The sequence below is a fragment of the Streptomyces sp. CNX435 genome (assembly GCF_059570575.1).
Genome location: NZ_JCANTA010000008.1, coordinates 41,297 through 63,612, shown reverse-complemented (window position 1 = coordinate 63,612; position 22,316 = coordinate 41,297). Strand labels below are relative to the sequence as shown.

The following is a 22,316-nucleotide window of genomic DNA, read 5'->3' as shown; positions in this document are numbered from 1 at the left end:
GCTGCCCCTGAGCGTACTGCCCCGTACGGACGGACGGGCCCCCGCGGACGCCTTGTGGGCGCCCCGCACCGCCCGCCGGCCGGCCCGCCGACCCCGAATACCGCTCTTTGACCAGGAGCGCTATGGTCACACGAGCGGATCGCAGGAGGCCCCGGTTGTTCTACAGCGCGATGAAGATGTCTCTCGGCAACAGCCTGAGGCTCGTCTTCCGTCCCTGGGTGGAAGGCATGGAGAACGTGCCCGACACCGGTGCCGCGATCCTCGCGAGCAACCATCTGTCGTTCTCCGACTCGTTCTTCCTCCCCTCCATGCTGCACCGGAAGGTCACCTTCATCGCGAAGGCGGAGTACTTCACCACCCCCGGCGTCAAGGGCCGGCTGACCGCGGCGTTCTTCAAGGGCGTCGGCCAGCTGCCCGTCGACCGCTCCGGCAGCCGCGGCGCCGGCGAGGCGGCGATCAAGAGCGGCCTTGAGGTGCTGGAGCGCGGCGAGCTGTTCGGTATCTACCCCGAGGGCACGCGCTCGCCCGACGGCCGCCTCTACCGCGGCAAGCCCGGCGGCCTCGGCCGGCTGGCGCTGCTCAGCGGAGCGCCGGTACTGCCGGTGGCGATGATCGACACGGAGAAGATCCAGCCGCCGGGGCAGGTGATGCCGAAGGTGATGCGGCCCGGTATCCGGATCGGCAGGCCCCTGGACTTCACGCGCTACCAGGGCATGGAGCACGACCGGTTCATCCTGCGCTCGGTGACCGACGAGGTCATGTACGAGATCATGAAGCTCTCCGGCCAGGAGTACGTCGACGAGTACGCGACGGCGGCCAAGCGGCGGATGGTGGACGAGGCCAAGCGCCGCAAGGCGGAGGAGAAGTCCGAGAAGGCCGAGAAGACCGACGGCGGCTCCGGGGCAGGGGAGCGGCAGGACGCCGCCTAGCGCTAGCGCGCTAGCGCGCCGTACGCGCGGGTGGGCACGCGGGAGGGAGAGCCAGGGCGATGGCCGGGCAGAACAAGCGGCGGATGTCGGTGGAGCAGCCCCTGTGGCAGGCGCTGACGTACTTCCGGGTGCTGACCCTCGCGTACGCCGTGGCGCAGTTCGTACCCCGCCACGGCGACGTCGCCCGGCCGGCGCTGGGCTGGGCGTACTTCGCCGTCCTCGCGCTGTGGACGCTGGCCACCTTCCGCCGGGTCTCGTCGGCGGAGCGCTGTACGTACCCGTTCCTGGCGACGGACATCGGGCTCACGCTGACCGGCATCCTGCTGACGATCCCGGTGGAGACCCCGGAGCGTATCGACGACGGCGCGAGCACGCTGCCGTCGATCTGGGCGGCCGGCTCGGTGCTGGGGTTCGCGATCAAGGGCGGCTGGCGCTGGGGCGCGGCGTCGTCGGCGGCGGTCGGGTTGTCGAACATCGTGCAGCGCGGCGAGATGGTGCAGGACAACTTCCACAACATCGTGCTGCTGATGGTCGCCTCGACGGCGATCGGCTACATCGTCGAGGTGGCGCGGACCAGCGAGCGGGCGCTGGCCCGCGCGCTGCAGATCGAGGCGGCGACGCGGGAGCGGGAGCGGCTGGCGCGCGACATCCACGACAGCGTGCTGCAGGTGCTGGCGCTGGTGCAGCGCCGCGGCGCGGCGATCGGCGGCGAGGCGAAGGAGCTGGGCCGGCTGGCGGGCGAGCAGGAGGCGGCGCTGCGGGCGCTGGTGACGGGCGCGACGCTGCCGGCCCAGCGGACGGCGGAGCCGGCGGCGGAACGTTCCGCCGGAGCCGGAGCCGGAGCCGGAGCCGCAGCCGGGGCCGGGCCGGACGGCGGTCTGGCGGAGCGGGAGTCCCTGCGGCTGCTCCTGCTGGCGATGAGCGGGCCGCGTGTCTCCGTCGCCGAGCCCGGCTCGCCGGTGGCGCTGCGGACGCACGCGGCCCGGGAGCTGGCCGCGGCGGTGGCCGCCGCGCTCGACAACGTACGCACGCACGTGGGCCCGGAGGCGCGGGCGTGGGTGCTGCTGGAGGAGGAGCCGGACGGCACGGTGGTGGTGACCGTACGGGACGACGGCCCCGGCATCCCGCGGGGCCGCTTGGCGGCGGCCGAGTCGGAGGGCCGGCTCGGCGTCGCGCAGTCCATCCGCGGGCGCCTGCGGGACCTGGGCGGCACGGCGGAGTGGGTCTCGACCCCGGGCCAGGGCACAGAAGTGGAACTACGCCTCCCGCCGGCCCCGGTCACCCCCCGCCGCTGACGCCGGGCCCGCGCTCTGCCCCCGCGCTTCGGCTCCGCCCCCGCCGCCCCCGCCGCGGCCGGTGCCGGGCCTCCCCGCCCCGTACACCCGCACACCCCCGCGGGAGGCGATACGTGCCGAAACCGGCGACATGCGCCACCATGGTCCGCGGACACCGCGTCCGGCGGCAGCAGGGAGGGAGCCGAGGTGGTCGGAGCAGTCAGCGCAGAGGTCAAGGTGATGGTCGTCGACGACCACCCCATGTGGCGCGACGCCGTCGCCCGCGACCTGGCCGCCGCCGGGTTCGCCGTGGTCGCCACCGCCGGGGACGGCCCGCAGGCGGTACGGCGGGCGCGGGCCGCCGGGCCGGACGTGCTCGTGCTGGACCTCAACCTGCCCGGCCTGCCCGGCGTGCAGGTCTGCAAGGAGGTCGTCGGCGCGCAGCCCACCGTGCGCGTGCTGGTGCTCTCCGCCAGCGGCGAGCACGCCGACGTGCTCGAAGCCGTCAAGTCCGGGGCCACCGGCTACCTCGTGAAGTCCGCCAGCACCGAGGAGCTGGTCGAGGCCGTCCACCGGACCGCCCAGGGCGACCCGGTGTTCACGCCCGGCCTCGCCGGCCTCGTGCTCGGCGAGTACCGCCGGCTGGCCGGCGAGCCCGTCGCGGAGAACGACGACGAGCCCGAGGTGCCCAAGCTCACCGACCGCGAGACCGAGGTGCTGCGCCTGGTCGCCAAGGGGCTCTCGTACAAGCAGATCGCCGAGCGCCTCGTCATCTCCCACCGCACCGTCCAGAACCACGTGCAGAACACCCTCGGCAAGCTCCAGCTCCACAACCGCGTCGAGCTGGTGCGTTACGCCATCGAACGCGGGCTCGACGACGACTGAGCCGGGCCCGCGGGCCGCCGACGCGCGCACTTCCCTACCCCCGGTCCCTCCATCGAGTGAACCGCGCCGCCGAATTGACAGGTTGGTGCGGTAATCCCGCTCGCTCCATGTCGTGTGAGGTGGATCACCGTTAGCGTTGCTGCAGCGGGGTCACGACCGTAAGAAGGGAACACGATGCGGGTAGGAGTACTGACCGGTGGCGGTGACTGCCCCGGGCTCAACGCGGTCATCCGGGCCGTCGTCCGCAAGGGCGTCCAGGAGTACGGGTACGAGTTCACCGGCTTCCGGGACGGCTGGCGCGGGCCGCTGGAGGCCGACACCGTCACCCTGGACATCCCCGCCGTACGCGGCATCCTGCCGCGCGGCGGAACGATCCTCGGGTCGTCGCGCACCAACCCGTTGAAGGTCGACGGGGGCATCAAGCGGATCAGGGAGAACATGGCGAAGCTGGAGGTGGACTCGCTCATCGCCATCGGCGGCGAGGACACGCTCGGCGTCGCCCAGCGGCTCGCCGACGACTACCACATCAAGGTCGTCGGCGTGCCGAAGACCATCGACAACGACCTCTCCGCCACCGACTACACCTTCGGCTTCGACACCGCGGTCAACATCGCGACCGAGGCCATCGACCGGCTGCACACCACGGCCGAGTCCCACATGCGCGTCCTCGTCGTCGAGGTGATGGGACGGCACGCCGGCTGGATCGCCCTGCACTCCGGGCTCGCCGGCGGCGCGAACGTGATCCTCATCCCCGAGCAGCGCTTCGACGTCGACAAGGTCTGCGGCTGGGTGACCTCCCGCTTCAAGGCCAGTTACGCGCCGATCGTGTGCGTGGCCGAGGGCGCGATGCCCAAGGACGGCGACATGGTGCTCAAGGACGAGTCCCTGGACGCCTTCGGGCACGTCCGGCTGTCGGGCGTCGGCGAGTGGCTGGCGAAGGAGATCGAGAGGCGGACGGGCAAGGAGGCCCGTACGACGGTCCTCGGGCACGTGCAGCGCGGCGGTACGCCCAGCGCGTACGACCGCTGGCTCGCCAGCCGCTTCGGGCTGCACGCGATCCAGGCGGTGCACGAGGAGGACTGGGGCAAGATGGTCGCCCTGCAGGGCACGGACGTGGTGCGCGTGCCGCTGGCCGCCGCCACGGCGCGGATCAAGACCGTGGACCCGGAGCTGTACGAGGAGGTCGGCGTCTTCTTCGGCTGAGCGCGGGTACGGGCCGGCGGCCTGCCGCTCGCAGGCCGCCGCCCGGCACCGCGCCCCCTCAGCCCCGTACCAGCACCGCCGCCAGCAGTTCCCGCACCAGCCGGTCGCCGTCCAGCGTCAGCACCGACTCCGGATGGAACTGGACCCCGGCGAAGCCCGGCCCGCGCAGCGCGTGCACGTCACCGCCGCGCGGTTCGCGGCTCAGCTCGACGCCGCGCGCCGCCGCCAGTGCGTCCGCCGCGGCCTGGTCGCAGCGGGCGGTGTACGTGCTGTAGAAGCCGACCGTCTCCGGCCGCCCGAAGAAGTCGATCTCCTCCTGCGCCCCCTGGTAGGGCACGTCCTTGCGGACGAGGGGCAGGCCCAGCTCGGCGGCGAGGAGTTCGTGGCCGAGGCAGACGCCGAGGAGGCCGTGGCGGTGGCCGCGCAGCAGCTCGCCGGCGAGTCCGCGCAGGAAGCCCATCTTCGGGTCCGCGGTGTCCGCCGGGTCGCCGGGTCCCGGCCCGAGCACGACCGGCCCCGCGTGCGCCAGCGCCGCCTCGCGTACGCCGGGCGCGTCGAAGCGCCGTACGTCCACCTCCGCGCCGGAGGCGCGCAGGACGTGGGCGAGCATGGCGGTGAACGTGTCCTCGCCGTCGACCACCAGGACCCGGCCGGGCGGGCCCGCCGCCCCCGCGCGCGGGCCCTGCACGCGCTGCATGCGCAGCCAGAACGGCGACAGCCGCGTCCGGCGGGCGGCCAGCGCCGCCTGCACCTCCGGGTCCGCCGCGAAGCGCGGCCCGGCGGCGCCGGCCGGCCGTGCGGGCGCCGGGCGTACCCCGAGGGCGGCGAGCACCCCGGCGGCCTTGGCGTGGGTCTCGGCGACCTCGTCCGCGGGCTGTGAGCCGCGCACCAGCGTGGCGCCGACGGGGACCCGCAGCAGGCCGTCCGCGCCGATGTCGGCGGTGCGGATGAGGATGGGGGAGTCCAGGGTCTGCGCGCCGCCCGCGTCGCGGCCGAGGAGCGCGAGCGCGCCCGCGTAGTAGCCGCGGCCCGATCCGTCCCGGCCGGGGGGCTCGTACCGCTCGATGACGCGGCAGGCGTTCTGCACCGGCGAGCCGGTCACGGTCGCCGCGAACATCGTCTCGCGCAGCACGTCGCGCGCGTCGAGCGCGGTGCGCCCGCGCAGCTCGTACTCGGTGTGCGCCAGGTGCGCCATCTCCTTCAGCCGCGGCCCGACGACCACGCCGCCCTCCCGGGCGACGGTGCACATCATCTTCAGCTCCTCGTCGACGACCATGGAGAGTTCCTCGATCTCCTTGGTGTCGTGCAGGAAGGCCAGCAGCCCGTCGCGGTCCGGGCCGCCGGGCGGATAGCGGTACGTGCCGCTGATGGGGTTCATCACGACCGTGCCGCCGGTCATCCGCACGTGCACCTCGGGGCTGGCGCCGACCAGGGTGCGCACGCCGGGGCGGTGCACGACGAAGGTCCAGTACGCGCCCTGCTCCCCGGCCAGCAGCCGGCGGAAGAGGGCGAGCGCGTCGGCGGCGCCGAAGCCGTCGACGCGGCCCTCGAAGGTGCGCCGGATGACGAAGTTGGCGCCCTCGCCGGTGCCGATCTCGTCGGCGAGGACGCGGCCGACGATCCCGGCGTACTCGTCGTCCGGCACGTCGAAGGCGCCGTCGGCGACGCGGACGGGGTGCGCGGGCAGCGCGCCGAGCAGCGCGGCGGCGGGCAGCTCGTGGACCTCGTGGGGGACCAGGACGGCCAGCGGCGTGCCGTCGTCGCGGACGTCGAAGCCGCGCTCGCGGAGCTGGCGGTACGGCACGAGCGCGAGCGCACCGGCGGCGGTGCCGGCGCCGACGCCGGGGCCGGGCGCCGGGGCGTCGGGGATGTCCGCGAGCCGGTCCACTTCGTGGACGGCGCCGAGCAGGACCTCGACGGGCGCGTCGGGGCGGCCGGGGGTGCGGCGGCGCAGCACGGCGAACGGCGGGGCGTCGTCGGCCAGCAGCCGGCGGACCAGGGCGGCGGCCTCGGCGGCGGGGTCCGCGGCGGGTTCCGCGGCCCGGTCCTCGGGGCTGTCCTGCGGTTCTGAACTGGGACGATGCTGCACGGGTCGGTCCTTCCTACGACGGAGGGACCGACCCGCGGAAACACCGAAGGCCGCCCCTCGGGCGGCCTTCGCGGAGTCTTCGTGGGTACGCGAGATCAGGTGGCCGCCGATTGGACGGGCCACCACCAGGTGCGGGTCTGGAGCGCGTACACGGTCGAACCATAGCCCGACCGCGGCGCGCACGGCAGCTCACTGTCTGCTCCGTCTCATCAGTCGGTCACCGGCCGGGGCGGCGCGGGCGAACCCGTAATCTTGGACTCGTGACTGTCAACGCCGAACCCGCCACGAGCCCCGCCGGTATCCCCCAGACCTGGCGCGACCTGCCCGCGGCGCAGCAGCCGGACTGGCCGGACCCCGCGGCTCTGCGCGACGTACTCGCCGAGCTGCAGTCGTATCCGCCGCTGGTCTTCGCCGGCGAGTGCGACCAACTGCGCGACCAACTGGGTGCGGTCGCCCGGGGCGAGGCGTTCCTGCTCCAGGGCGGTGACTGCGCGGAGGCGTTCGACGCGGTCTCGGCCGAGCACATCAGGAACAAGCTCAAGACGCTGCTGCAGATGAGCGCCGTGCTCACCTACGCCGCGTCCGTCCCGGTCGTGAAGGTCGGCCGGATCGCCGGGCAGTACTCCAAGCCCCGCTCCAAGCCGACCGAGACCCGCGACGGCGTCACCCTGCCCGTCTACCGGGGGGACTCGGTCAACGGCTTCGAGTTCACCCCCGAGTCCCGCACGCCGGACCCGGAGCGGCTGAAGCGGATGTACCACGCCTCGGCGGCCACGCTGAACCTGGTGCGCGCCTTCACCACCGGCGGCTACGCCGACCTGCGCCAGGTGCACGCCTGGAACCAGGACTTCGTCCGCTCGTCGCCCTCCGGCCAGCGCTACGAGGCACTGGCCCGCGAGATCGACCGGGCCATGAGCTTCATGCACGCCTGCGGTGTGGACCCGGAGGAGTTCAAGACCGTCGAGTTCTTCTCCTCGCACGAGGCGCTGGTCCTCGACTACGAGTCGTCCCTGACCCGCACCGACTCGCGCACCGGCGACCTGTACGACGTCTCCGGCCACATGGTCTGGATCGGCGAGCGCACCCGGCAGCTGGACCACGCGCACATCGAGTTCGCCGCGCAGGTCAGCAACCCCATCGGGGTGAAGCTGGGCCCGTCGACCACCCCGGAGGAGGCGCTGGCCCTGATCGACCGCCTCGACCCGCACCGGATCCCGGGGCGGCTGACGTTCATCAGCCGGATGGGCGCCGACAAGGTACGGGACCGGCTGCCCGCGCTGGTCGAGAAGGTCACGGCCTCCGGCGCCCAGGTGGCCTGGGTGTCCGACCCGATGCACGGCAACACCTTCGAGGCCGCCTCCGGCCACAAGACCCGCCGCTTCGACGACGTGCTCGACGAGGTCAAGGGCTTCTTCGAGGTCCACAAGGCGCTCGGCACCCACCCCGGCGGCATCCACGTGGAGCTGACCGGGGACGACGTGACCGAGTGTGTGGGCGGCGGCGACGAGATCTTCGTCGACGACCTGCACCAGCGCTACGAGACGGCGTGCGACCCGCGGCTCAACCGCAGCCAGTCGCTCGACCTGGCGTTCCTGGTCGCCGAGATGTACCGGGACCAGTGAGCGGGCTGGCCGCGGCGTAACGCAGGTCACGGTCGGACGGCACTTTCCCGGCACCCCCGAGCGGGTAAGGTTAGGATTGCCTAATCGTCCCGACCCGGGGGTCCGTGTGTTCGTGTGCTCGTGCTTCGGCATCACCGAGGAGCAGGTGCGCGCGCACGCCTCGGCCGGGCGCTGCACCCCCCGCCAGATCGCCTCGGAGTGCAAGGCGGGCACGGACTGCGGCAATTGCGTCCGCCGGATCCAGGCGCTGCTCGGCCGCGGCGCGGACTGCGCCCGCCGCGAGCTGCTGGAGGGGCAGCGGCCCGCGAGCGGGAGCCCCGCCCCGATGCCGCTGACCGCCGAGAGCGCGCCGGCCGCCGAAGGCCCGCCGGCCGTGGCGAGCCCGGTGGCCGCCGAGGCCGCCTGACGGAGCTACGGGCCGTCCGGCTGCTCGATCTGCTGCGCGATGTACAGCGCCTCACCGAGCTTCTCGATGAGGTCCAGCTGGGTGTCGAGGTAGTCGATGTGGTGCTCCTCGTCCTCCAGGATCGCCTCGAAGATGTTCGCCGACGTGATGTCGCTCTTGGCACGCATCAGCTCGGCCCCGCGGCGCAGCCGGTCGATCGCCTCCACCTCGATCTGCCGGTCCGCCTGGAACATCTCGGTGACCGTCTGCCCTACCCGGACGTGGAAGAGGCGCTGGTAGTTCGGCAGCCCGTCCAGCAGCAGAATGCGGTCCGTCAGCATCTCCGCGTGCTTCATCTCGTCGAACGACTCTGATCTCGTGTACTTCGCCAGCTTCGTCCAGCCGAAGTTCTCCTGCATCTTCGCGTGCAGGAAGTACTGGTTGATCGCCGTCAGCTCGGCGGTGAGTTGTTCGTTCAGGAATTCCAGCACCTCGGGGTCACCCTGCATAACCGGGGCTCCTCTCCGCGTGGGTCGGGGGCAGGTCAGGGCGCATCCTCGCACCCGAGGGCCGGGCGATCCAGTAAGTGCAGGCTCACCAATCGGATTAGCCAACCGTAGCAGTCCTGTGGCAGAGTGTGACACGCACGCCCGGCGCCCAGGCGACGTCGGGCACCCTCCCCGGTCAGCACCTGGGTGTCTGGTCGGTCAGCGTCCGGAGGGACGTGCCACGCGGGCCGACGGACTCGTCCATCGGCACCAGGGCACGAAGGCGATTGGCCTACATCTCTGAGCAACACTGGGGATCACTAAGCCAATCAGAGACGCTTATCCGGGTTGCCCTCATCCACCCCCGCCGCCCCCGGTCATGACCATGCGCAAGCGTCTGTCACCATGGGGCCATGGGTCAGTCGGAGCGCCACGAGGGGGACCTGCCTCCTGGCCAGCGGCTGCAGCGCGGCTGGCCCGTGACGCACTACGGCCCGGTGCCGCGGTTCAAGCCCGACCGCTGGGAGCTGCAGGTCTTCGGGGCCACCGCGGATGGCGGGAAGCGGTCCCTCACGCACGACGAGTTCACGGCGCTGCCGTACGCCACCGTGGTCGGCGACCTGCACTGCGTGACGAAGTTCAGCATGCTCGGCGCCGAGTGGGGCGGGGTACCGGCCCGTACGCTCCTCGGCCTCGCGCCGCCCGCGCCCGAGGTCACGCACGTGATGGTGTGGGCGGAGTACGGCTTCAGCTCCAACCTGCGGCTGGCCGACTTCGCCGACGAGCGGACGATCTTCGCCACCCACAAGGACGGCGAGCCGCTGACCGCCGAGCACGGCTTCCCGGTACGGCTGGTCGTACCGCACCTCTACGCCTGGAAGGGCCCCAAGTGGGTGCGGGGCGTGGAGTACATGACGGCCGACCGCCGCGGCTTCTGGGAGGAGCGCGGCTACCACAACGTCGGCGACCCGTGGCGCGAGCAGCGCTACTCGTACCAGGAGGAGCCCGGCGACGGGCCGGACCTCTAGGGCCTGAGAGGCCCTGGCCCGTCCTACGGCGCCGCCGGTTCCCGCAGCTCCTTCAGCAGCGCGATGTCCGCCGCCGCCTTCGGCCCCCCGGGCCCACCGCCCGGGGTCTCGATGATCAGCGGCACCCCCGCCGTCGCCGGGTGCCGCATCAGCTCGCGGAACGGCTCGGCGCCGATCTGCCCCGCGCCGATGTTCTCGTGCCGGTCAAGGCGCGAGCCGGCCGCGGCCTTGGAGTCGTTGGCGTGCAGCAGCCGCAGCCGCCCCGGGCCCGCCGTCTCCAGCAGCTCGTCGAGCAACTGCTTCGCGCCGCCGTGCGCCGCCAGGTCGTGGCCCGCGGCGAAGACGTGGCAGGTGTCGAGGCAGACGCCGAGCCGCGGGTGCCGGTCCAGCAGGTCCAGGTAGGCACCCAGCTCCGGCAGCCGGGAGCAGAGCGAGAAGCCCTGCCCCGCGGTCGGCTCCAGCAGCAGCTCCGGCGCCCCCGGCTCGTCGGGGGCGTCCGGGTCGTCGCCCAGCTCGTCGAGGAGCGGCAGCGTCAGCTCCCGTACCTGGGCGAGGGCGGTCTCGCGGGGCCGCCCGCCGGTCGCCGAGCCGGTGTGCGCCACGACGCCGCGGGCGCCGATCGCGCGCCCGCGGCGCAGCGAGTGCCGCAGCGAGGCGACGGAGTTCGCCGCCGTCGCCGGGGTGTGCGAGCCGAGGTTGATCAGGTACGGGGCGTGCACGTACACCGGGATGCCGTCCTCGGCGCAGCGCCGGCGGAACTCCTCGTCCTGCGCCGGGTCGCCGGGCGGCGTCGCCCAGCCGCGGGCGTTGGCGACGAAGACCTGGACGGCCTCCGCGCCGATCAGGCGCGCGTGCGCGAGCCCCTTCGCGGCCAGTCCGCCGGCGACCGGCACGTGGCTGCCGACGGGGTTGCGGGCGCGGGGGTCGGGGCGCTCGGGGCGTTCGGGGCGTCGGCCGGGGGCGGTACGGGAGGTCACGTCACCTCACCCAGAGCGTTATCTCGCTTCCGCGCGGCGCCTCGTCGCCGCCCTCCACGGACTGCCGCCAGACGGTGTCGCCGAAGAAGACCTGGTTCACGTCCACGGCGAAGCCGGCGTCCTCCAGCGCCTCCTCGGCCTCGTCCAGCTCCTTGTCGACCACGTCCGGGACCTCCAGCAGCTCCGGGCCCCTGGAGATCGTCAGGGTGACCTTGTCGCCCTCGCCCAGCTCCGCGCCCGGCTCCGGCGAGGTCTCCGCGACCGTGCCGGCGTCCTCCTCCGAGAACACCGTCTCCTCGTCGACCTCGACCGCGAGGCCCTCCTCGCGCAGCTCCTCGGCGGCCTCGTCCTGGTCCTCGCCGACGACGTCCGGCACCTCGATCGGCTCGCCGCGGCTGACCACCATCGCCACCGCCCGGCCGGCCTTGATCTTCTCGCCGTCCTCCGGGTCGGTGCTGATCACACGGCCGGCGGGCAGCTCCTCGCTGAACGCCTCCGTCGTCACGCCGGGCTTCAGCCCGGCGTCGCGCAGCTCCTCCTTGGCCTCGTCCAGCGGGACCGCGTACAGCTCGGGGATCTCGACCATCTGGGGGCCCTTGGAGACCACGATCGTGACGGAGTCGCCCTGGCGGATGCGGTTGCCGCCCTCGGGGTCGGTGCGGATGACCCGGCCGGGCTTGACCGTGTCGCTGAAGTCCTCGTCGACCTCGGCGTCGAGGTCCTCGCCGGACAGCATGTCCCGGGCCTCGGCCTCGGTCTTCCCCAGTACGAACGGGACCTTGGTGAACTGCCCGGAGTTTATGTACCAGACACCCGCGCCGACGCCCACCACGAGCACCGCCGCCAGCAGCGCCAGCAGCCCGTAGCGCGGCCGGGAGCGGCCCGGGCCCGGCTGCGGCGGGGCGCCGGGCGCCGGCGGTCCCGGCGGGGCGGCGGTGGTGTCCGCCGGTCCGGCGGCGGGGGTCTCCAGCACGCTCGTGACGTTCAGCCGGTCCTGCGCCGGCGCCGCACCGGCCACGCCCGGCACCACGGCCGTGCGGTCCTCGGAGCCGACCCGCTCCTCGGCGACGGCCTGCGGCGGCATCGCGTCCAACTGCGCGTCGGTGAGCTGCGCGCGGGCGCTCCGTACGGCCGACAGCAGCTCCACGGCGTCCGCCGGGCGCTCCTCCCGGCTGCGCGCGGCGGCCGCGGCGACCAGGTCGTCCAGCTGCGCGGGCAGCCCCGGCACGGCGGCGGACGGCGGCTCGACGTCCTCGTGGAGGTGCTGGTAGAGCACGCGCGCGGCGTGCTCGCCGGAGTGCGGCTTGGCGCCGGTGAGCATCTCGTAGAGCATCACGCCGGAGGCGTAGACGTCGACGCGGGGGTCGGCTCCCTCCTGGCTGCTCCGCTCGATCTGCTCGGGCGCCAGGTACGACACGCTGCCGAGCACGGTGCCGGTGGAGGCGGTGGTGTTCGAGTTCACGGCGCGGACGAGCCCGAAGTCGGCGACCTTGACGCGGCCGTCGTCGCCGATGAGGACGTTCTCCGGCTTCATGTCGCGGTGGACGAAACCGGCCCGGTGCGCGGCGCCGAGCGCGGCGAGCACGGGCTCCAGGATGTCCAGCGCGGCCCGCGGCTGCAGGGCGCCGCGGTCGTTCAGCACGTCGCGCAGGGTGCAGCCGGGGACGTACTCCATGGCCAGGAAGACGTGCGGGCCGTCGGTGCCCTGGTCGTAGACGCCCACGACGTTGGGGTGGGCGAGCCCGGCGACCGACTTGGCCTCCAGGATGAACCGCTGGACGAAGGAGGCGTCGGCCGCGAGCGACGGGTGCATCACCTTGACGGCGAGCACCCGGTCGAGCCGGGTGTCCAGGGCCCGGTAGACCGTGGCCATGCCGCCGGCGGCGATACGCGCGTCGATGCGGTAGCGCCCGTCGAGCAGCTGCCCGACCATGGGGTCTCCCCACCCTCCCGGCGGATGGGGGGACGGGTCCAGAGTCGTGTCCACGCTGCGCAGTCTACGAGGTGAGGGGCGCGTTCCCGTCACCGTTGTGCTGCAGTACGTTCCCGAAGCCGTGCTGGCGCCGGCGGTGCGGGTGCCGGTACGGGACGCGGGAGTTCACGCGAACGCGGGCCGCTCCGGGTCCGGCTCCGCGGCCGAATCCGCGCCCGTGCCCGCGCGCGTGTTCGTGGCCCCCTCCGCGTCCGCGTGCAGCTTCGCGACGCCGGCCGCCGGCGACGACGCGCGCGCGAAGTGCCGGCGCGGGATGCGCCCCGCCCGCGCGGCGAGCCGGCCCGCGGCGATCGCGTGCCGCATCGCCTCCGCCATCAGCACCGGCTCCTGCGCCCGCGTCACCGCGGACGCCAGCATCACCGCGTCGCAGCCCAGCTCCATGGCCTGCGCGGCGTCGGAGGCGGTGCCGGCGCCGGCGTCGAGGACGACGGGCACCCCGGCGGCCTCGGTGATGAGCTGGAAGTTGTGCGGGTTGCGGATGCCGAGCCCGGAGCCGATGGGGGAGCCCAGCGGCATCACGGCGGCGCAGCCGGCGTCCTCCAGCTTGCGCGCGAGCACCGGGTCGTCGTTGGTGTACGGGAGCACGGTGAAGCCGTCGTCGACGAGCGTCTCGGCGGCGGCCAGCAGCTCGACGGGGTCCGGTAGCAGGGTGCGTTCGTCCGCGATGACCTCCAGCTTCACCCAGTCCGTGCCGAGCGCCTCGCGGGCCAGCCGGGCGGTGAGGACGGCCTCGCCCGCGGTGTAGCAGCCGGCGGTGTTCGGCAGCACGCGGATGCCGTGGCGGCGCAGCACGTCGAGTACGGAGCCGTGCACGCCCGGGTCGACGCGGCGCATCGCCACGGTGGTCAGCTCGGTGCCGGAGGCGAGGAGGGCGCGCTCCATGACGTCCAGGCTGGTCGCGCCCCCGGTGCCCATGATGAGGCGGGAGGAGAAGCGGACACCGGCGATGGTGAGGGGGTCGGCGACGGTGTGGTCCATGGGGGCGGCGGCGGGCGCGGGGGCGGGGGCGGTGCGGGTCACGGTGGGTCAGCCTCCCTGGACCGCGGTCAGGATCTCGACGCGGTCGCCGTCGCCGAGCGGGGTGGTGGGCCAGCTGCCGCGCGGCACGACGTCCTCGTTGACGGCGGCGGCGACGCCGCGGGGGGCGGCGGTGAGGGTGGCGACGAGGGCGTCGAGGGTGAGGCCCGCGGCGATGCGGCGGGCGGCGCCGTTGACGGTGATGGCGACGGTGGCGGTTTCGGCGGTGGGGGCGGTTTCGGTGGTGAAGGTGGTGGCGGCGTCGGCGGTGGCGGTCGGGGTTTCGGTACGGGCCTGCGTGGCGTCGTCCGTCATGCGTGCTGCCCTCCGTGCTGCTGGTGCTGCGGTACCCGGTCGAACCGGGTCGCCGCGAACGGGCGGGCGACGTCGGGGAGTTCGCCACCGGTGAGTACGGCGGCGAGCGCGTCGCCGGTGACGGGGGTGAGGAGGACCCCGTTGCGGTAGTGGCCGGTGGCCAGGTGCAGCCCCGCCAGGGCGGTGGGGCCCAGCAGCGGCGCGTTGTCGGGGGAGCCGGGGCGTAGCCCGGCGCCGGTCTCCACCAGCGGCAGTTCGGTCAGCCCGGGCAGCAGCTCGTGCGCGTCGCGCAGCAGCTCGTACACGCCGCCGGCGGTGACGGTGGTGTCCCAGCCCAGCTCCTCGCTGGTGGCGCCGACGACCAGCTCGCCGCTGGTCCGCGGCACCAGGTAGACGCTGCTGCCGCGGACCACGGCCCGTACCGTACGGCTCAGGAACGGCACCCGGGCGTCGGGCATCCGCAGCCGCAGCACCTGGCCCTTCACCGGCCGCACCGGCGGCCGTACCGCCTCCGGCACCCCCGCCAGCCGGCCGCTGCGGCTGCCGGCGGCCAGCACCGTCTGCCCGGCGGCGATCCGCGTGCCGTCCGCCAGCTCCGCGCCCGCCGCCCGCTCGGCCGCGCCCGCGCCGGCCGTCCGCAGCCGTACCGCGAGGCTCTTGTGGAAGCTCACCCCGGCCCGCTCGCAGGCGGTGACCAGCGCCGCGGTCAGCAGCCGCGGGTCCGTCTGGTGGTCGCCGTCGACGCGCAGCCCGCCGCGCACCCCGGGCGCGAGCATCGGCTCCAGGCGACGGCACTCGCTCCCGCTGAGCCATTCCGCGGACAGCCCCAGCCGCTGCTGGAAGCCGTGCAGCTCGCGCAGCTGCGCGCGGTCGTCCGCGTCGAGCGCGACGCTGAGCGCGCCGCAGCGGCGGTAGCCGATGTCCCGGCCCGACGCCTCCGCCAGATCGGCCGCGAACGCCGGATAGCGCTCCGCGGCGGCCAGGTTGAGCGCCAGCAGCGCCTCCTCGCCGTAGTGCAGCTCGGTGACGGCGGCCAGCATCCCGGCGGCGACCTGCGCGGCGCCGCCGCCGGGGGCGGGGTCGGCCACGGCGGTGGCCAGCCCGCGGCGGGCCGCCTGCCAGGCGGTGACCAGGCCGATGACGCCGCCGCCGACGACGAGGACGTCGTACGTGGCATCCGCCGCCCGCGCCGCGGCGGATGCGCCGGGCGCCCGCGCCGGTTCCGCGGGGGCCGCCGGTTCCGTCGGGGGTGCCGGAGCTGTCGGGGGTGTGTCGCGTGACTGCATGGGCGCGTTCGCCCCTCCCTTCGCCGGCATGACCCGGATCAGGTTCGTACGGTCGGGGGCCGCCAGCCCCCCTCTCAGCCCGGTGCGCCGGGCTCCCGCGAGTTCTTCCGGGCCACCCTAACTCCGTACGCCCGGCCGCGGTAAGGGAGCCTCGCGCACGGACGGCCCACGAGCGGGGCCCGACGGGCGCGGCATATGGTGATCCCTGTGACCGCCGCCGAACCCGACCACAGCCCCGCCGGCGCGACCGGCACCGTCGTCGTCGGCGCCGGCATGGCCGGCGTGCAGACCGCCGTGGCGCTGCGCGAGCAGGGCTACGAGGGCGCCGTCACCCTCGTCGGCGCCGAGCCGCACCGGCCGTACGACCGGCCGCCGCTGTCCAAGGCGGTGCTGCTCGGCAAGGCGGAGGACTCGGCGTTCGAGGTGGACTTCGCGGAGCACGGCATCGGGCTGCGCCTGGGGCTGCACGTCGACCGGCTGGACACCGTGCGGCGGCTGCTGGCGACGGACGCCGGGCCCGTGCCGTACGAGAAGCTGGTCCTCGCCTCCGGCGCGGTGCCCGTCCCGCTGCCCGGCGCCCCGGCCGGCGCCACGCCCGGCGTGCACCTGCTGCGCACTCTCGACGACGCGGCCCGGCTGCGCGCGGCGCTCGTGCGGCGCAGCCGGCTCCTGGTGGTCGGCGCGGGCTGGATCGGCGCGGAGCTGACCACCGCGGCGCGCGAACAGGGTTGCGAGGTGACGGTCGTGGAGGCCGCCGGGCACCCGCTGCCGGCGGCGCTGCCGGCACAGGTCGCGGCGCCGATGGCCGGGTGGTACGAGGAGAGCGGTGCCCGGCTGCTGACCGGCCGCCGGGTGGAGCGCGTCGAGAGCCCCGGCGGGCCCGGCGCGGGCATCGAGGGGGGCGGCCCGGTCGCGGTGGTCCTCGACGACGGTACGGAGCTGACCGCCGACGCCGTCGTCGTCGGCATCGGCGCCCGCCCGGCCACGGACTGGCTCGCCGGCTCCGGCGTCGACCTCGGCGGCGACGGCGCGGTGCGGGCCGACGAGCGGCTGCGTACGAACGTGCCCGGCGTCTGGGCCGTCGGCGACTGCGCCTCGTTCCCGTCCGCGCGCTACGGCGAGCGGCTGCTCATCCACCACTGGGACAACGCGCTGCAGGGCCCGGCGACGGTCGCGGCGGACATCGCCGGGGTGCCGGGCGCGGTGTACGACCCGGTGCCGTACTTCTGGTCCGAGCAGTTCGGCCGCTTCGTGCAGTACGTCGGCCACCACACGGCCGACGACGAGCTGCTGTGGCGCGGCGACCCGCACGGGTCGTCGTGGTCGGTGTGCTGGCTGCGCGCCGGCCGGCTCATCGCGCTGCTCGCCGTCGGCCGCCCGCGGGACCTCACCCAGGGGCGCAAGCTGATCCACGCCTCCGCCGCGCTGGACCGGGGGCGCGCCGCCGACGCGGCCGTGCCGCTGAAATCAGCCGTGCTGTGACGCGCCCGGCGCGCGGCGCGCCGCGCCGGTGCCCGCGATTCCGGGGATGCTCTGCGGTGAAATGCCTCCCTTTGGCGCTGCCCTGTACCGGCCGGCCGCCCGAGATGGCAGGCTGGGGGCGTGACCGAGATTGATGCGAAGATCGATGCTCTCGTCCCCTCCTGGCTCACCCTTCCCGACGTCGCGGAGAAGCTCGGCGTCGTGGTGACCCGCGTGCGGCAGCTGGTCAAGGAGGGCCAGCTGATCGCGGTGCGGCGGGGTGAAAACAACACCCTGCAGGTGCCCGCCGAGTTCATCGGCGAGGGGAAGGTCGTCAAGGGCCTCACCGGGACCCTGACGCTGCTCAAGGACGACGGCTTCAGCGACGAAGAGGCGCTGGAGTGGCTGTTCACCCCCGACCCCTCGCTCCCGGGGACTCCCGCGCAGGCGCTGCGCGAGAACCGCGGGACGGAGGTCAAGCGCAGGGCGCAGGCGCTGGCTGTGTAACCTCGCGGGGCCGGGCGGGCGTCCGCGCGTCCGGCCCCGCGACCGTACGAGGGGGAGCGCCGCATGACGGCCGGAACTGGTGCCCGCGCCGCCGCGGACACCCGCGCGCGGCTCGGCGCCGCGCAGCTGTACCTGTGCACCGACGCCCGTACCCGCCAGGGCGACCTGCCCGAGTTCCTCGACGCCGTGCTGGCCGCCGGCGTGGACATCGTCCAACTGCGCGACAAGGGCATGGAGGCGCGCGCGGAGCTGGCGCACCTGGAGGTCTTCGCCGACGCCTGCCGCCGGCACGGCCGGCTGCTCGCGGTCAACGACCGCGCCGACGTGGCGCACGCCGCCGGCGCCGACGTGCTGCACCTGGGCCAGGGCGACCTGCCGGTGCCCGCCGCCCGCGCGATCCTGGGCGACGCGCCCGGCGACGTGCTCATCGGCCGCTCTACGCACGCCGAGGCGGAGGCCCGCGCCGCGGCCACGGAGCCCGGCGTCGACTACTTCTGCACCGGCCCGTGCTGGCCCACCCCCACTAAGGCCGGGCGGCTGGCGGCCGGCCTCGGCCTCGTCCGCTACGCCGCCGGGCTGGACACCGACCGCCCGTGGTTCGCCATCGGCGGAATCGACCTCGGAAATCTCGACGAGGTCCTGGCGGCCGGGGCCCGCCGCGTCGTCGTCGTCCGCGCGATCACCGCCGCGGAGGACCCCGGAGCTGCGGCGGGGGAGTTCGTACGGCGGCTGCGCTCCGTCCGGAACGGTGACGTCCGGTAGTCGCCGGGCCGGCCCGGGGTGGCGCGTAGGGGCCCGTAATTCAGCAGACCGTCTTGGGTCCGGAGGTGACCGGCGGTTAACCTGCCGCGTATGGCCACCGGCATCGCTTCGACCAGGAATGATCGCGCAGTTACTGTCCGTGAACTGCTCGCGTCCGGCAAGCAGTCGTTCTCGTTCGAGTTCGCCGCCCCGAAGACCGACAAGGGCGAGCGGACCCTCTGGAACGCCGTACGGCGCATCGAAGCCGTACAACCCACCTTCGTCTCCGTGACCTACGGTGCCGGAGGCTCGTCCCGCGAGGGCACCGTCCGCGCCACCGAGCGCATCGCCACCGACACCACCCTCACGCCCGTGGCGCACCTGACCGCGGTCAACCACTCCATCGCCGAACTGCGCAACGTCATCGGCCAGTACGCGGGCGCGGGCATCCGCAACATGCTCGCCGTCCGCGGCGACCCCCCGGGGGACCCGATGGGGGAGTGGGTCGCGCACCCGCAGGGGGTGACGTACGCCGCCGAACTGGTCCGGCTGATCAAGGAGTCGGGCGACTTCTGCGTCGGCGTCGCCGCCTTCCCCGAGCGGCACCCGCGGTCCACCGACTGGGACACCGACATCCGGCACTTCGTCGACAAGTGCCGCGCGGGCGCGGACTACGCGATCACCCAGATGTTCTTCCACGTCGACGACTACCTGCGGCTGCGCGACCGGGTCGCCGCCGCCGGCTGCACGACCCCGGTCATCCCGGAGATCATGCCGGTCACCAACGCCCGGCAGATCCAGCGGTTCGCCGAGCTGAGCGGGGCGACGTTCCCGCCGGAGCTGGCGGACCGGGTTCTCGCGGTCGAGGACGACCGGGCCGCGGTACGCTCCATTGGCATCGAGTACGCCACGGCCATGTGCGAGCGCCTGATGTCCGAGGGCATCCCCGGACTGCACTTCATTACGCTGAACCACTCGACGGCAACGCTGGAGATCTACCAGAACCTGGGACTGCACCGGCGGTCTTGAGGGCAGGCACCACCAAGCGGGGGCGGAAGAGAGGCACGGAATGGGCGACATGATGTGGTTGGCCCTCTATGCCGCGTTCGGGCTTGTCGCGCTGTGGCTGCTCTGGGAAGTGCTGATGCAGTACAAGGCCCCGCTGCGCTGGCGCGCGCTGGCCTTCGTCGGCTTCCTGTGCGTGGTGCTCGGCGTCCTCATGCCGTCGGTCGTCGTGATCGGGCTGGGCGTGGTGGTGTTCGCGGTCGGGCAGGTCAAGGTCACGTTCTCCTACCGCAGCGGGTACTCCGACGGCTGGGTGATGAGCAGGCGCGCGGAGCGCGAGGACTACGACGACGGGTACGCCGCCTCGTCGCACGCCGCGTACGGCGACGGGCGGTACGACGGGGCGGTGTACGACGACCGCCCGGCGGAGCCGCCGGAGCACGCCGGCGGCTACCCGGCGTACGAGCCGGCGCCCGCGCCGCCCGTGCCCGCGGGGGTGCCCGCGGCGCAGGACCAGACCGCGCAGTTCTCGCCCTTCGGCGAGGAGCAGGCCATGGCCGCCGCCCCCGGGCCGCAGCAGGCGTACGCGGGCGGCTACGACTCGTACGGCAACGGCAACGGCAACAGCAACAGCAACAGCAACGGCGCCGGCTACGACTCCGGCAGCTACGCGACCACCACCGCGTACGACTCCGGCAGCTACGCCACGACGTCCGCCTACGACTCCGGCGGCTACGCCACGACCTCCGCGTACGACTCCGGCGGCCAGGCGACCACCTCCGGCTACGAGGCCGGCGGCTACGCCACGAACGGCACCGGGATGAACGGCTACGGGCAGGACCAGCAGATATACCCGGACGCCGGCGGCTACGGCACGGAGCACCAGTACGCCGGATACGACACGGCCGCCCCCGGCCCCGCCGGGTACGCGGACCCCTACAGCGGCACGGAGTACGCCGCCCCGGCCCCGCCGCCGCCGTCGTACTACGACTCGTACGACACGGGCGCCGGGTACCCGGGGTACGACCAGCAGCAGTACGCGCAGTACGCCGAGGGCTACGACACGGGCCAGCAGCCGGCGTACGGCCAGGAGAACTACGGGACGACGCCGGGCGAGGGTGTCTGGATGCCGCAGCAGCGCGACGCGGACCCGCTGGGCGCCGAGGACCCGTACGCCCAGCAGCAGGGCTACCCGGGCTACGAGCAGCAATACCGGTACTGAACCACCCCGCGGGCGCCCTCAGCGGGAGCCGCGGAAGTCCGCACCCTCCGTGATCAACCCGGCGACCAGCGCCCCCGACATCCCCGCGTGCGCCAGCCCGCCCCCCGGGTGCGCCCAGCTGCCGACCGCGTAGAGGCCCGGCACGGCCGTGGTGTTCGGCGGCGGCAGGTACGCGCCGCCGGCGCCGGCCAGCGCGGGCCCCGGCACCGCGCCGCCCGGGGCGCCCGTCTCGGCGGCGGTGTCCGCGGGCGTACGCACCTCGCGCCACAGCACCCGCTCCGCGAGCCCCGGCACCGCGCGTCCGGCCGCCGCCACCATCCGGTCCGCGAACGCCTCCGCCGCTTTCTCCGAGCTTTCCGCGTCCCCGCCTTCCGGATCCCCGCCTTCCGGATCTCGGCCTTCCGCGTGCCCGCCCTCCGCCGCCCACGCCCCGGCCGGGACCACGGCGGTCAGCGTCACGGCCTCGTGCTCCGCGTCCGGGCGCTGCGCGGGGTCGTCGGGGCGCAGCACGGTGACGGTGGGCGGCACGGCCCCGGGCGGTCCGCCGTCGAAGATCCAGGCCAGCTCGCGTGCCGGGTCCGGGGAGTGCACGACGGTACGGTGCACGGCGTCCCCGTCCCGCCCGCCGCGCAGCGCCAGGCACACGGTCATCCGCGCCGGCACGGCCCGCGCCGTCCCCGGCGCCGCGGGTGTCACGTCCGTCGTCTCGTACGCGCTCGGAACCAGCTCCGCCAGCCGGGCCCGCGGCACCCCCGCGACCACCGCGTCGGCGTCCGCCCGGCCGCCGCCGGCCAGCTCGACGCCCGCCGCCCGGCCGTCCCCGTCCACCCGGACGGCGACCACCTCCGCGCCGAACGCGAACTCGATCCCGCGCTCCAGGCAGCGCTCGTACAGCGCGTCCGCCAGCGCCCGCACGCCCCCGCGCACGTACCACCCGCCGAAGGTCTCCTGCACGTACGGCAGCATCGCCGCGCCCGCGGGCGCGTGGCGCGGGTCGAACCCGTACGCCAGCGCGTGCTGCGCGAGCATCAGCCCCAGCGCGGGGTACGCGCCCAGCTCGCCCGCGCCGACGCCGGCGACGGTGGCGGGCGGGGCCGGCATACGCGGTCGGCGCAGCCGGCGCAGCAGCCCGCGCCCGGCCGGGGGCGCAACGGCGGGGTACGGGTCGGTGGCCAGCGCGCCGGGGTCGGCGGGCAGGGGCTCCTCCACGAGCGGGCGGCGGGCGGCCTCCCAGACCCGGCGGCCCCGGTCGAGCAGGGCCGTCCAGGCCGTGCCCGCGCCCGGCCCGGCGGCGGCGTCGAGGGCGCGTACGACGCCCGCGCGGGAGGCGTTCGGCAGGGTGGCGACGGAGCCGTCGGGGAAGACGTGCCGCTCGGCCGGGTCCACCGGCACCAGGTCCACGCACTTCTCCAGCTTCCGCCGGCCGGTCTTGAGGAACAGGTCGCGGTAGACGGCGGGCAGGTACAGCATCCCCGGGCCGGTGTCGAAGCCGAAGCCGTCGCGCTCCAGCCGCCGTACGCCGCCGCCGTGGCTGCCGGTGCGCTCGTGGACCGTCACCCGGTGGCCCGCGAGGGCCAGCCGTGCGGCGGCGGCCATGGCGCCCATGCCCGCCCCGATCACCGCGATCTCTGCCATGGCCCGGACTTTATCCCGCGCCCCGCGCGGGCCGGCGGGCGGGAGCGGTGGGGCTGGGGGTGCGTACTCAGCGGTGAGTACGCGTACTCAGGTACGTGCTTGAGTACCCGAGCGGATGGGCCCCGACCTGCACAAACGGCACAGTGATGGACGTGGGACGGACGCGGGACGGGGCCACGGACCGCCGACACGGGGCGGCGGAACGGGACTCCGAGCCGGCCCACGAGGGGGGAATGGGGGGAATGGGAGGGAAG

20 protein-coding genes and 1 riboswitch are annotated in these 22,316 nt (G+C 74.4%); of the genes, 12 read left to right on the top strand and 8 right to left on the bottom strand.

The window, feature by feature from the left end:
- Positions 1–155: 155 nt before the first annotated feature.
- The 4 genes from T328_RS15985 to T328_RS15970 all read left to right on the top strand — a co-directional run bounded on the left by T328_RS15985 (position 156) and on the right by T328_RS15970 (position 4,291).
- Positions 156–929: a lysophospholipid acyltransferase family protein gene (locus T328_RS15985; RefSeq protein ID WP_496496706.1), complete on the top strand. Its 774-nt coding sequence runs from the start codon at positions 156–158 to the stop codon at positions 927–929.
- Positions 930–988: 59 nt separating this feature from the next.
- On the top strand, positions 989–2,224 hold the full coding sequence (gene macS / locus T328_RS15980) for a MacS family sensor histidine kinase (RefSeq protein ID WP_496496705.1): 1,236 nt from the start codon (positions 989–991) through the stop codon (positions 2,222–2,224).
- A gap of 219 nt (positions 2,225–2,443) precedes the next feature.
- The gene (locus tag T328_RS15975; RefSeq protein ID WP_496496867.1) at positions 2,444–3,088 is read left to right on the top strand and encodes a response regulator; all 645 of its coding nucleotides are present in this window, start codon (positions 2,444–2,446) and stop codon (positions 3,086–3,088) included.
- A 174-nt stretch (positions 3,089–3,262) separates the two neighbouring features.
- On the top strand, positions 3,263–4,291 hold the full coding sequence (locus T328_RS15970; protein WP_496496704.1) for a 6-phosphofructokinase: 1,029 nt from the start codon (positions 3,263–3,265) through the stop codon (positions 4,289–4,291).
- A 58-nt stretch (positions 4,292–4,349) separates the two neighbouring features.
- On the opposite strand, the gene T328_RS15965 is transcribed toward T328_RS15970, so the two are convergent.
- Entirely contained in the window at positions 4,350–6,290 is a 1,941-nt protein-coding gene (locus T328_RS15965; protein WP_496496866.1) for an anthranilate synthase family protein, read from the bottom strand.
- 350 nt (positions 6,291–6,640) lie between these two features.
- On the opposite strand from T328_RS15965, the gene T328_RS15960 reads away from it, so the two are divergent.
- Positions 6,641–8,002, top strand: coding sequence for a class II 3-deoxy-7-phosphoheptulonate synthase (locus T328_RS15960; protein ID WP_496496703.1), 1,362 nt, complete (start codon positions 6,641–6,643; stop codon positions 8,000–8,002).
- 106 nt (positions 8,003–8,108) lie between these two features.
- The gene (locus T328_RS15955) at positions 8,109–8,408 is read left to right on the top strand and encodes a (2Fe-2S)-binding protein (RefSeq protein ID WP_496496702.1); all 300 of its coding nucleotides are present in this window, start codon (positions 8,109–8,111) and stop codon (positions 8,406–8,408) included.
- Between the two features lie 5 nt (positions 8,409–8,413).
- Here T328_RS15955 and bfr read toward each other — a convergent pair whose 3' ends face one another.
- On the bottom strand, positions 8,414–8,896 hold the full coding sequence (gene bfr, locus T328_RS15950) for a bacterioferritin (protein WP_496496701.1): 483 nt from the start codon (positions 8,894–8,896) through the stop codon (positions 8,414–8,416).
- A 392-nt stretch (positions 8,897–9,288) separates the two neighbouring features.
- Between bfr and T328_RS15945 the strand changes: the two genes are divergently transcribed.
- Positions 9,289–9,903 carry a sulfite oxidase-like oxidoreductase gene (locus T328_RS15945; protein ID WP_496496700.1) on the top strand — a complete coding sequence of 205 codons (615 nt, stop codon included), beginning with the start codon at positions 9,289–9,291 and terminating at the stop codon, positions 9,901–9,903.
- A gap of 23 nt (positions 9,904–9,926) precedes the next feature.
- Here the strand turns inward: T328_RS15945 and T328_RS15940 are convergent, their stop codons facing one another.
- The 5 genes from T328_RS15940 to thiO form a co-directional block, all read right to left on the bottom strand.
- A complete protein-coding gene (locus T328_RS15940) occupies positions 9,927–10,880 on the bottom strand; it encodes a deoxyribonuclease IV (RefSeq protein WP_496496699.1) in 954 nt (317 codons plus the stop codon).
- 1 nt (position 10,881) lies between these two features.
- Entirely contained in the window at positions 10,882–12,813 is a 1,932-nt protein-coding gene (pknB, locus tag T328_RS15935; protein WP_496496865.1) for a Stk1 family PASTA domain-containing Ser/Thr kinase, read from the bottom strand.
- Between the two features lie 165 nt (positions 12,814–12,978).
- Complete coding sequence (locus tag T328_RS15930; protein ID WP_496496864.1) at positions 12,979–13,851, bottom strand: thiazole synthase; 873 nt, start codon at positions 13,849–13,851, stop codon at positions 12,979–12,981.
- A gap of 48 nt (positions 13,852–13,899) precedes the next feature.
- On the bottom strand, positions 13,900–14,094 hold the full coding sequence (gene thiS / locus T328_RS15925; protein WP_496496863.1) for a sulfur carrier protein ThiS: 195 nt from the start codon (positions 14,092–14,094) through the stop codon (positions 13,900–13,902).
- Between the two features lie 107 nt (positions 14,095–14,201).
- Complete coding sequence (gene thiO, locus T328_RS15920; protein WP_496496698.1) at positions 14,202–15,491, bottom strand: glycine oxidase ThiO; 1,290 nt, start codon at positions 15,489–15,491, stop codon at positions 14,202–14,204.
- Positions 15,490–15,600, bottom strand: a riboswitch (TPP riboswitch). It overlaps the preceding gene by 2 nt.
- Positions 15,601–15,689: 89 nt before the next feature.
- Here thiO and T328_RS15915 point away from each other — a divergent pair.
- The 5 genes from T328_RS15915 to T328_RS15895 all read left to right on the top strand — a co-directional run bounded on the left by T328_RS15915 (position 15,690) and on the right by T328_RS15895 (position 20,427).
- Complete coding sequence (locus tag T328_RS15915; RefSeq protein WP_496496862.1) at positions 15,690–16,973, top strand: NAD(P)/FAD-dependent oxidoreductase; 1,284 nt, start codon at positions 15,690–15,692, stop codon at positions 16,971–16,973.
- A gap of 120 nt (positions 16,974–17,093) precedes the next feature.
- A complete protein-coding gene (locus T328_RS15910) occupies positions 17,094–17,459 on the top strand; it encodes an Rv2175c family DNA-binding protein (protein WP_496496697.1) in 366 nt (121 codons plus the stop codon).
- A gap of 63 nt (positions 17,460–17,522) precedes the next feature.
- Positions 17,523–18,221, top strand: a complete 699-nt coding sequence (gene thiE / locus T328_RS15905) for a thiamine phosphate synthase (RefSeq protein WP_496496696.1) — start codon at positions 17,523–17,525, stop codon at positions 18,219–18,221.
- A gap of 90 nt (positions 18,222–18,311) precedes the next feature.
- Positions 18,312–19,229 carry a methylenetetrahydrofolate reductase [NAD(P)H] gene (gene metF, locus T328_RS15900; RefSeq protein WP_496496695.1) on the top strand — a complete coding sequence of 306 codons (918 nt, stop codon included), beginning with the start codon at positions 18,312–18,314 and terminating at the stop codon, positions 19,227–19,229.
- Positions 19,230–19,278: 49 nt separating this feature from the next.
- Positions 19,279–20,427: a hypothetical protein gene (locus T328_RS15895; protein ID WP_496496694.1), complete on the top strand. Its 1,149-nt coding sequence runs from the start codon at positions 19,279–19,281 to the stop codon at positions 20,425–20,427.
- 18 nt (positions 20,428–20,445) lie between these two features.
- Here the strand turns inward: T328_RS15895 and T328_RS15890 are convergent, their stop codons facing one another.
- Positions 20,446–22,062 carry a phytoene desaturase family protein gene (locus T328_RS15890; protein ID WP_496496693.1) on the bottom strand — a complete coding sequence of 539 codons (1,617 nt, stop codon included), beginning with the start codon at positions 22,060–22,062 and terminating at the stop codon, positions 20,446–20,448.
- Positions 22,063–22,316: the final 254 nt, after the last annotated feature.

Excerpts from the sequence above, each read along its gene's own strand:
- macS (WP_496496705.1), top strand. The coding sequence starts at position 989 with ATGGCCGGGCAGAACAAGCGGCGGATGTCGGTGGAGCAGCCCCTGTGG.
- T328_RS15975 (WP_496496867.1), top strand. The coding sequence starts at position 2,444 with ATGGTCGTCGACGACCACCCCATGTGGCGCGACGCCGTCGCCCGCGAC.
- T328_RS15970 (WP_496496704.1), top strand. The coding sequence starts at position 3,263 with ATGCGGGTAGGAGTACTGACCGGTGGCGGTGACTGCCCCGGGCTCAAC.
- bfr (WP_496496701.1), bottom strand. The coding sequence starts at position 8,896 with ATGCAGGGTGACCCCGAGGTGCTGGAATTCCTGAACGAACAACTCACC.
- T328_RS15945 (WP_496496700.1), top strand. The coding sequence starts at position 9,289 with ATGGGTCAGTCGGAGCGCCACGAGGGGGACCTGCCTCCTGGCCAGCGG.
- pknB (WP_496496865.1), bottom strand. The coding sequence starts at position 12,813 with ATGGTCGGGCAGCTGCTCGACGGGCGCTACCGCATCGACGCGCGTATC.
- T328_RS15930 (WP_496496864.1), bottom strand. The coding sequence starts at position 13,851 with ATGGACCACACCGTCGCCGACCCCCTCACCATCGCCGGTGTCCGCTTC.
- thiO (WP_496496698.1), bottom strand. The coding sequence starts at position 15,491 with ATGCAGTCACGCGACACACCCCCGACAGCTCCGGCACCCCCGACGGAA.
- thiE (WP_496496696.1), top strand. The coding sequence starts at position 17,523 with ATGACGGCCGGAACTGGTGCCCGCGCCGCCGCGGACACCCGCGCGCGG.
- metF (WP_496496695.1), top strand. The coding sequence starts at position 18,312 with ATGGCCACCGGCATCGCTTCGACCAGGAATGATCGCGCAGTTACTGTC.
- T328_RS15895 (WP_496496694.1), top strand. The coding sequence starts at position 19,279 with ATGATGTGGTTGGCCCTCTATGCCGCGTTCGGGCTTGTCGCGCTGTGG.
- T328_RS15890 (WP_496496693.1), bottom strand. The coding sequence starts at position 22,062 with ATGGCAGAGATCGCGGTGATCGGGGCGGGCATGGGCGCCATGGCCGCC.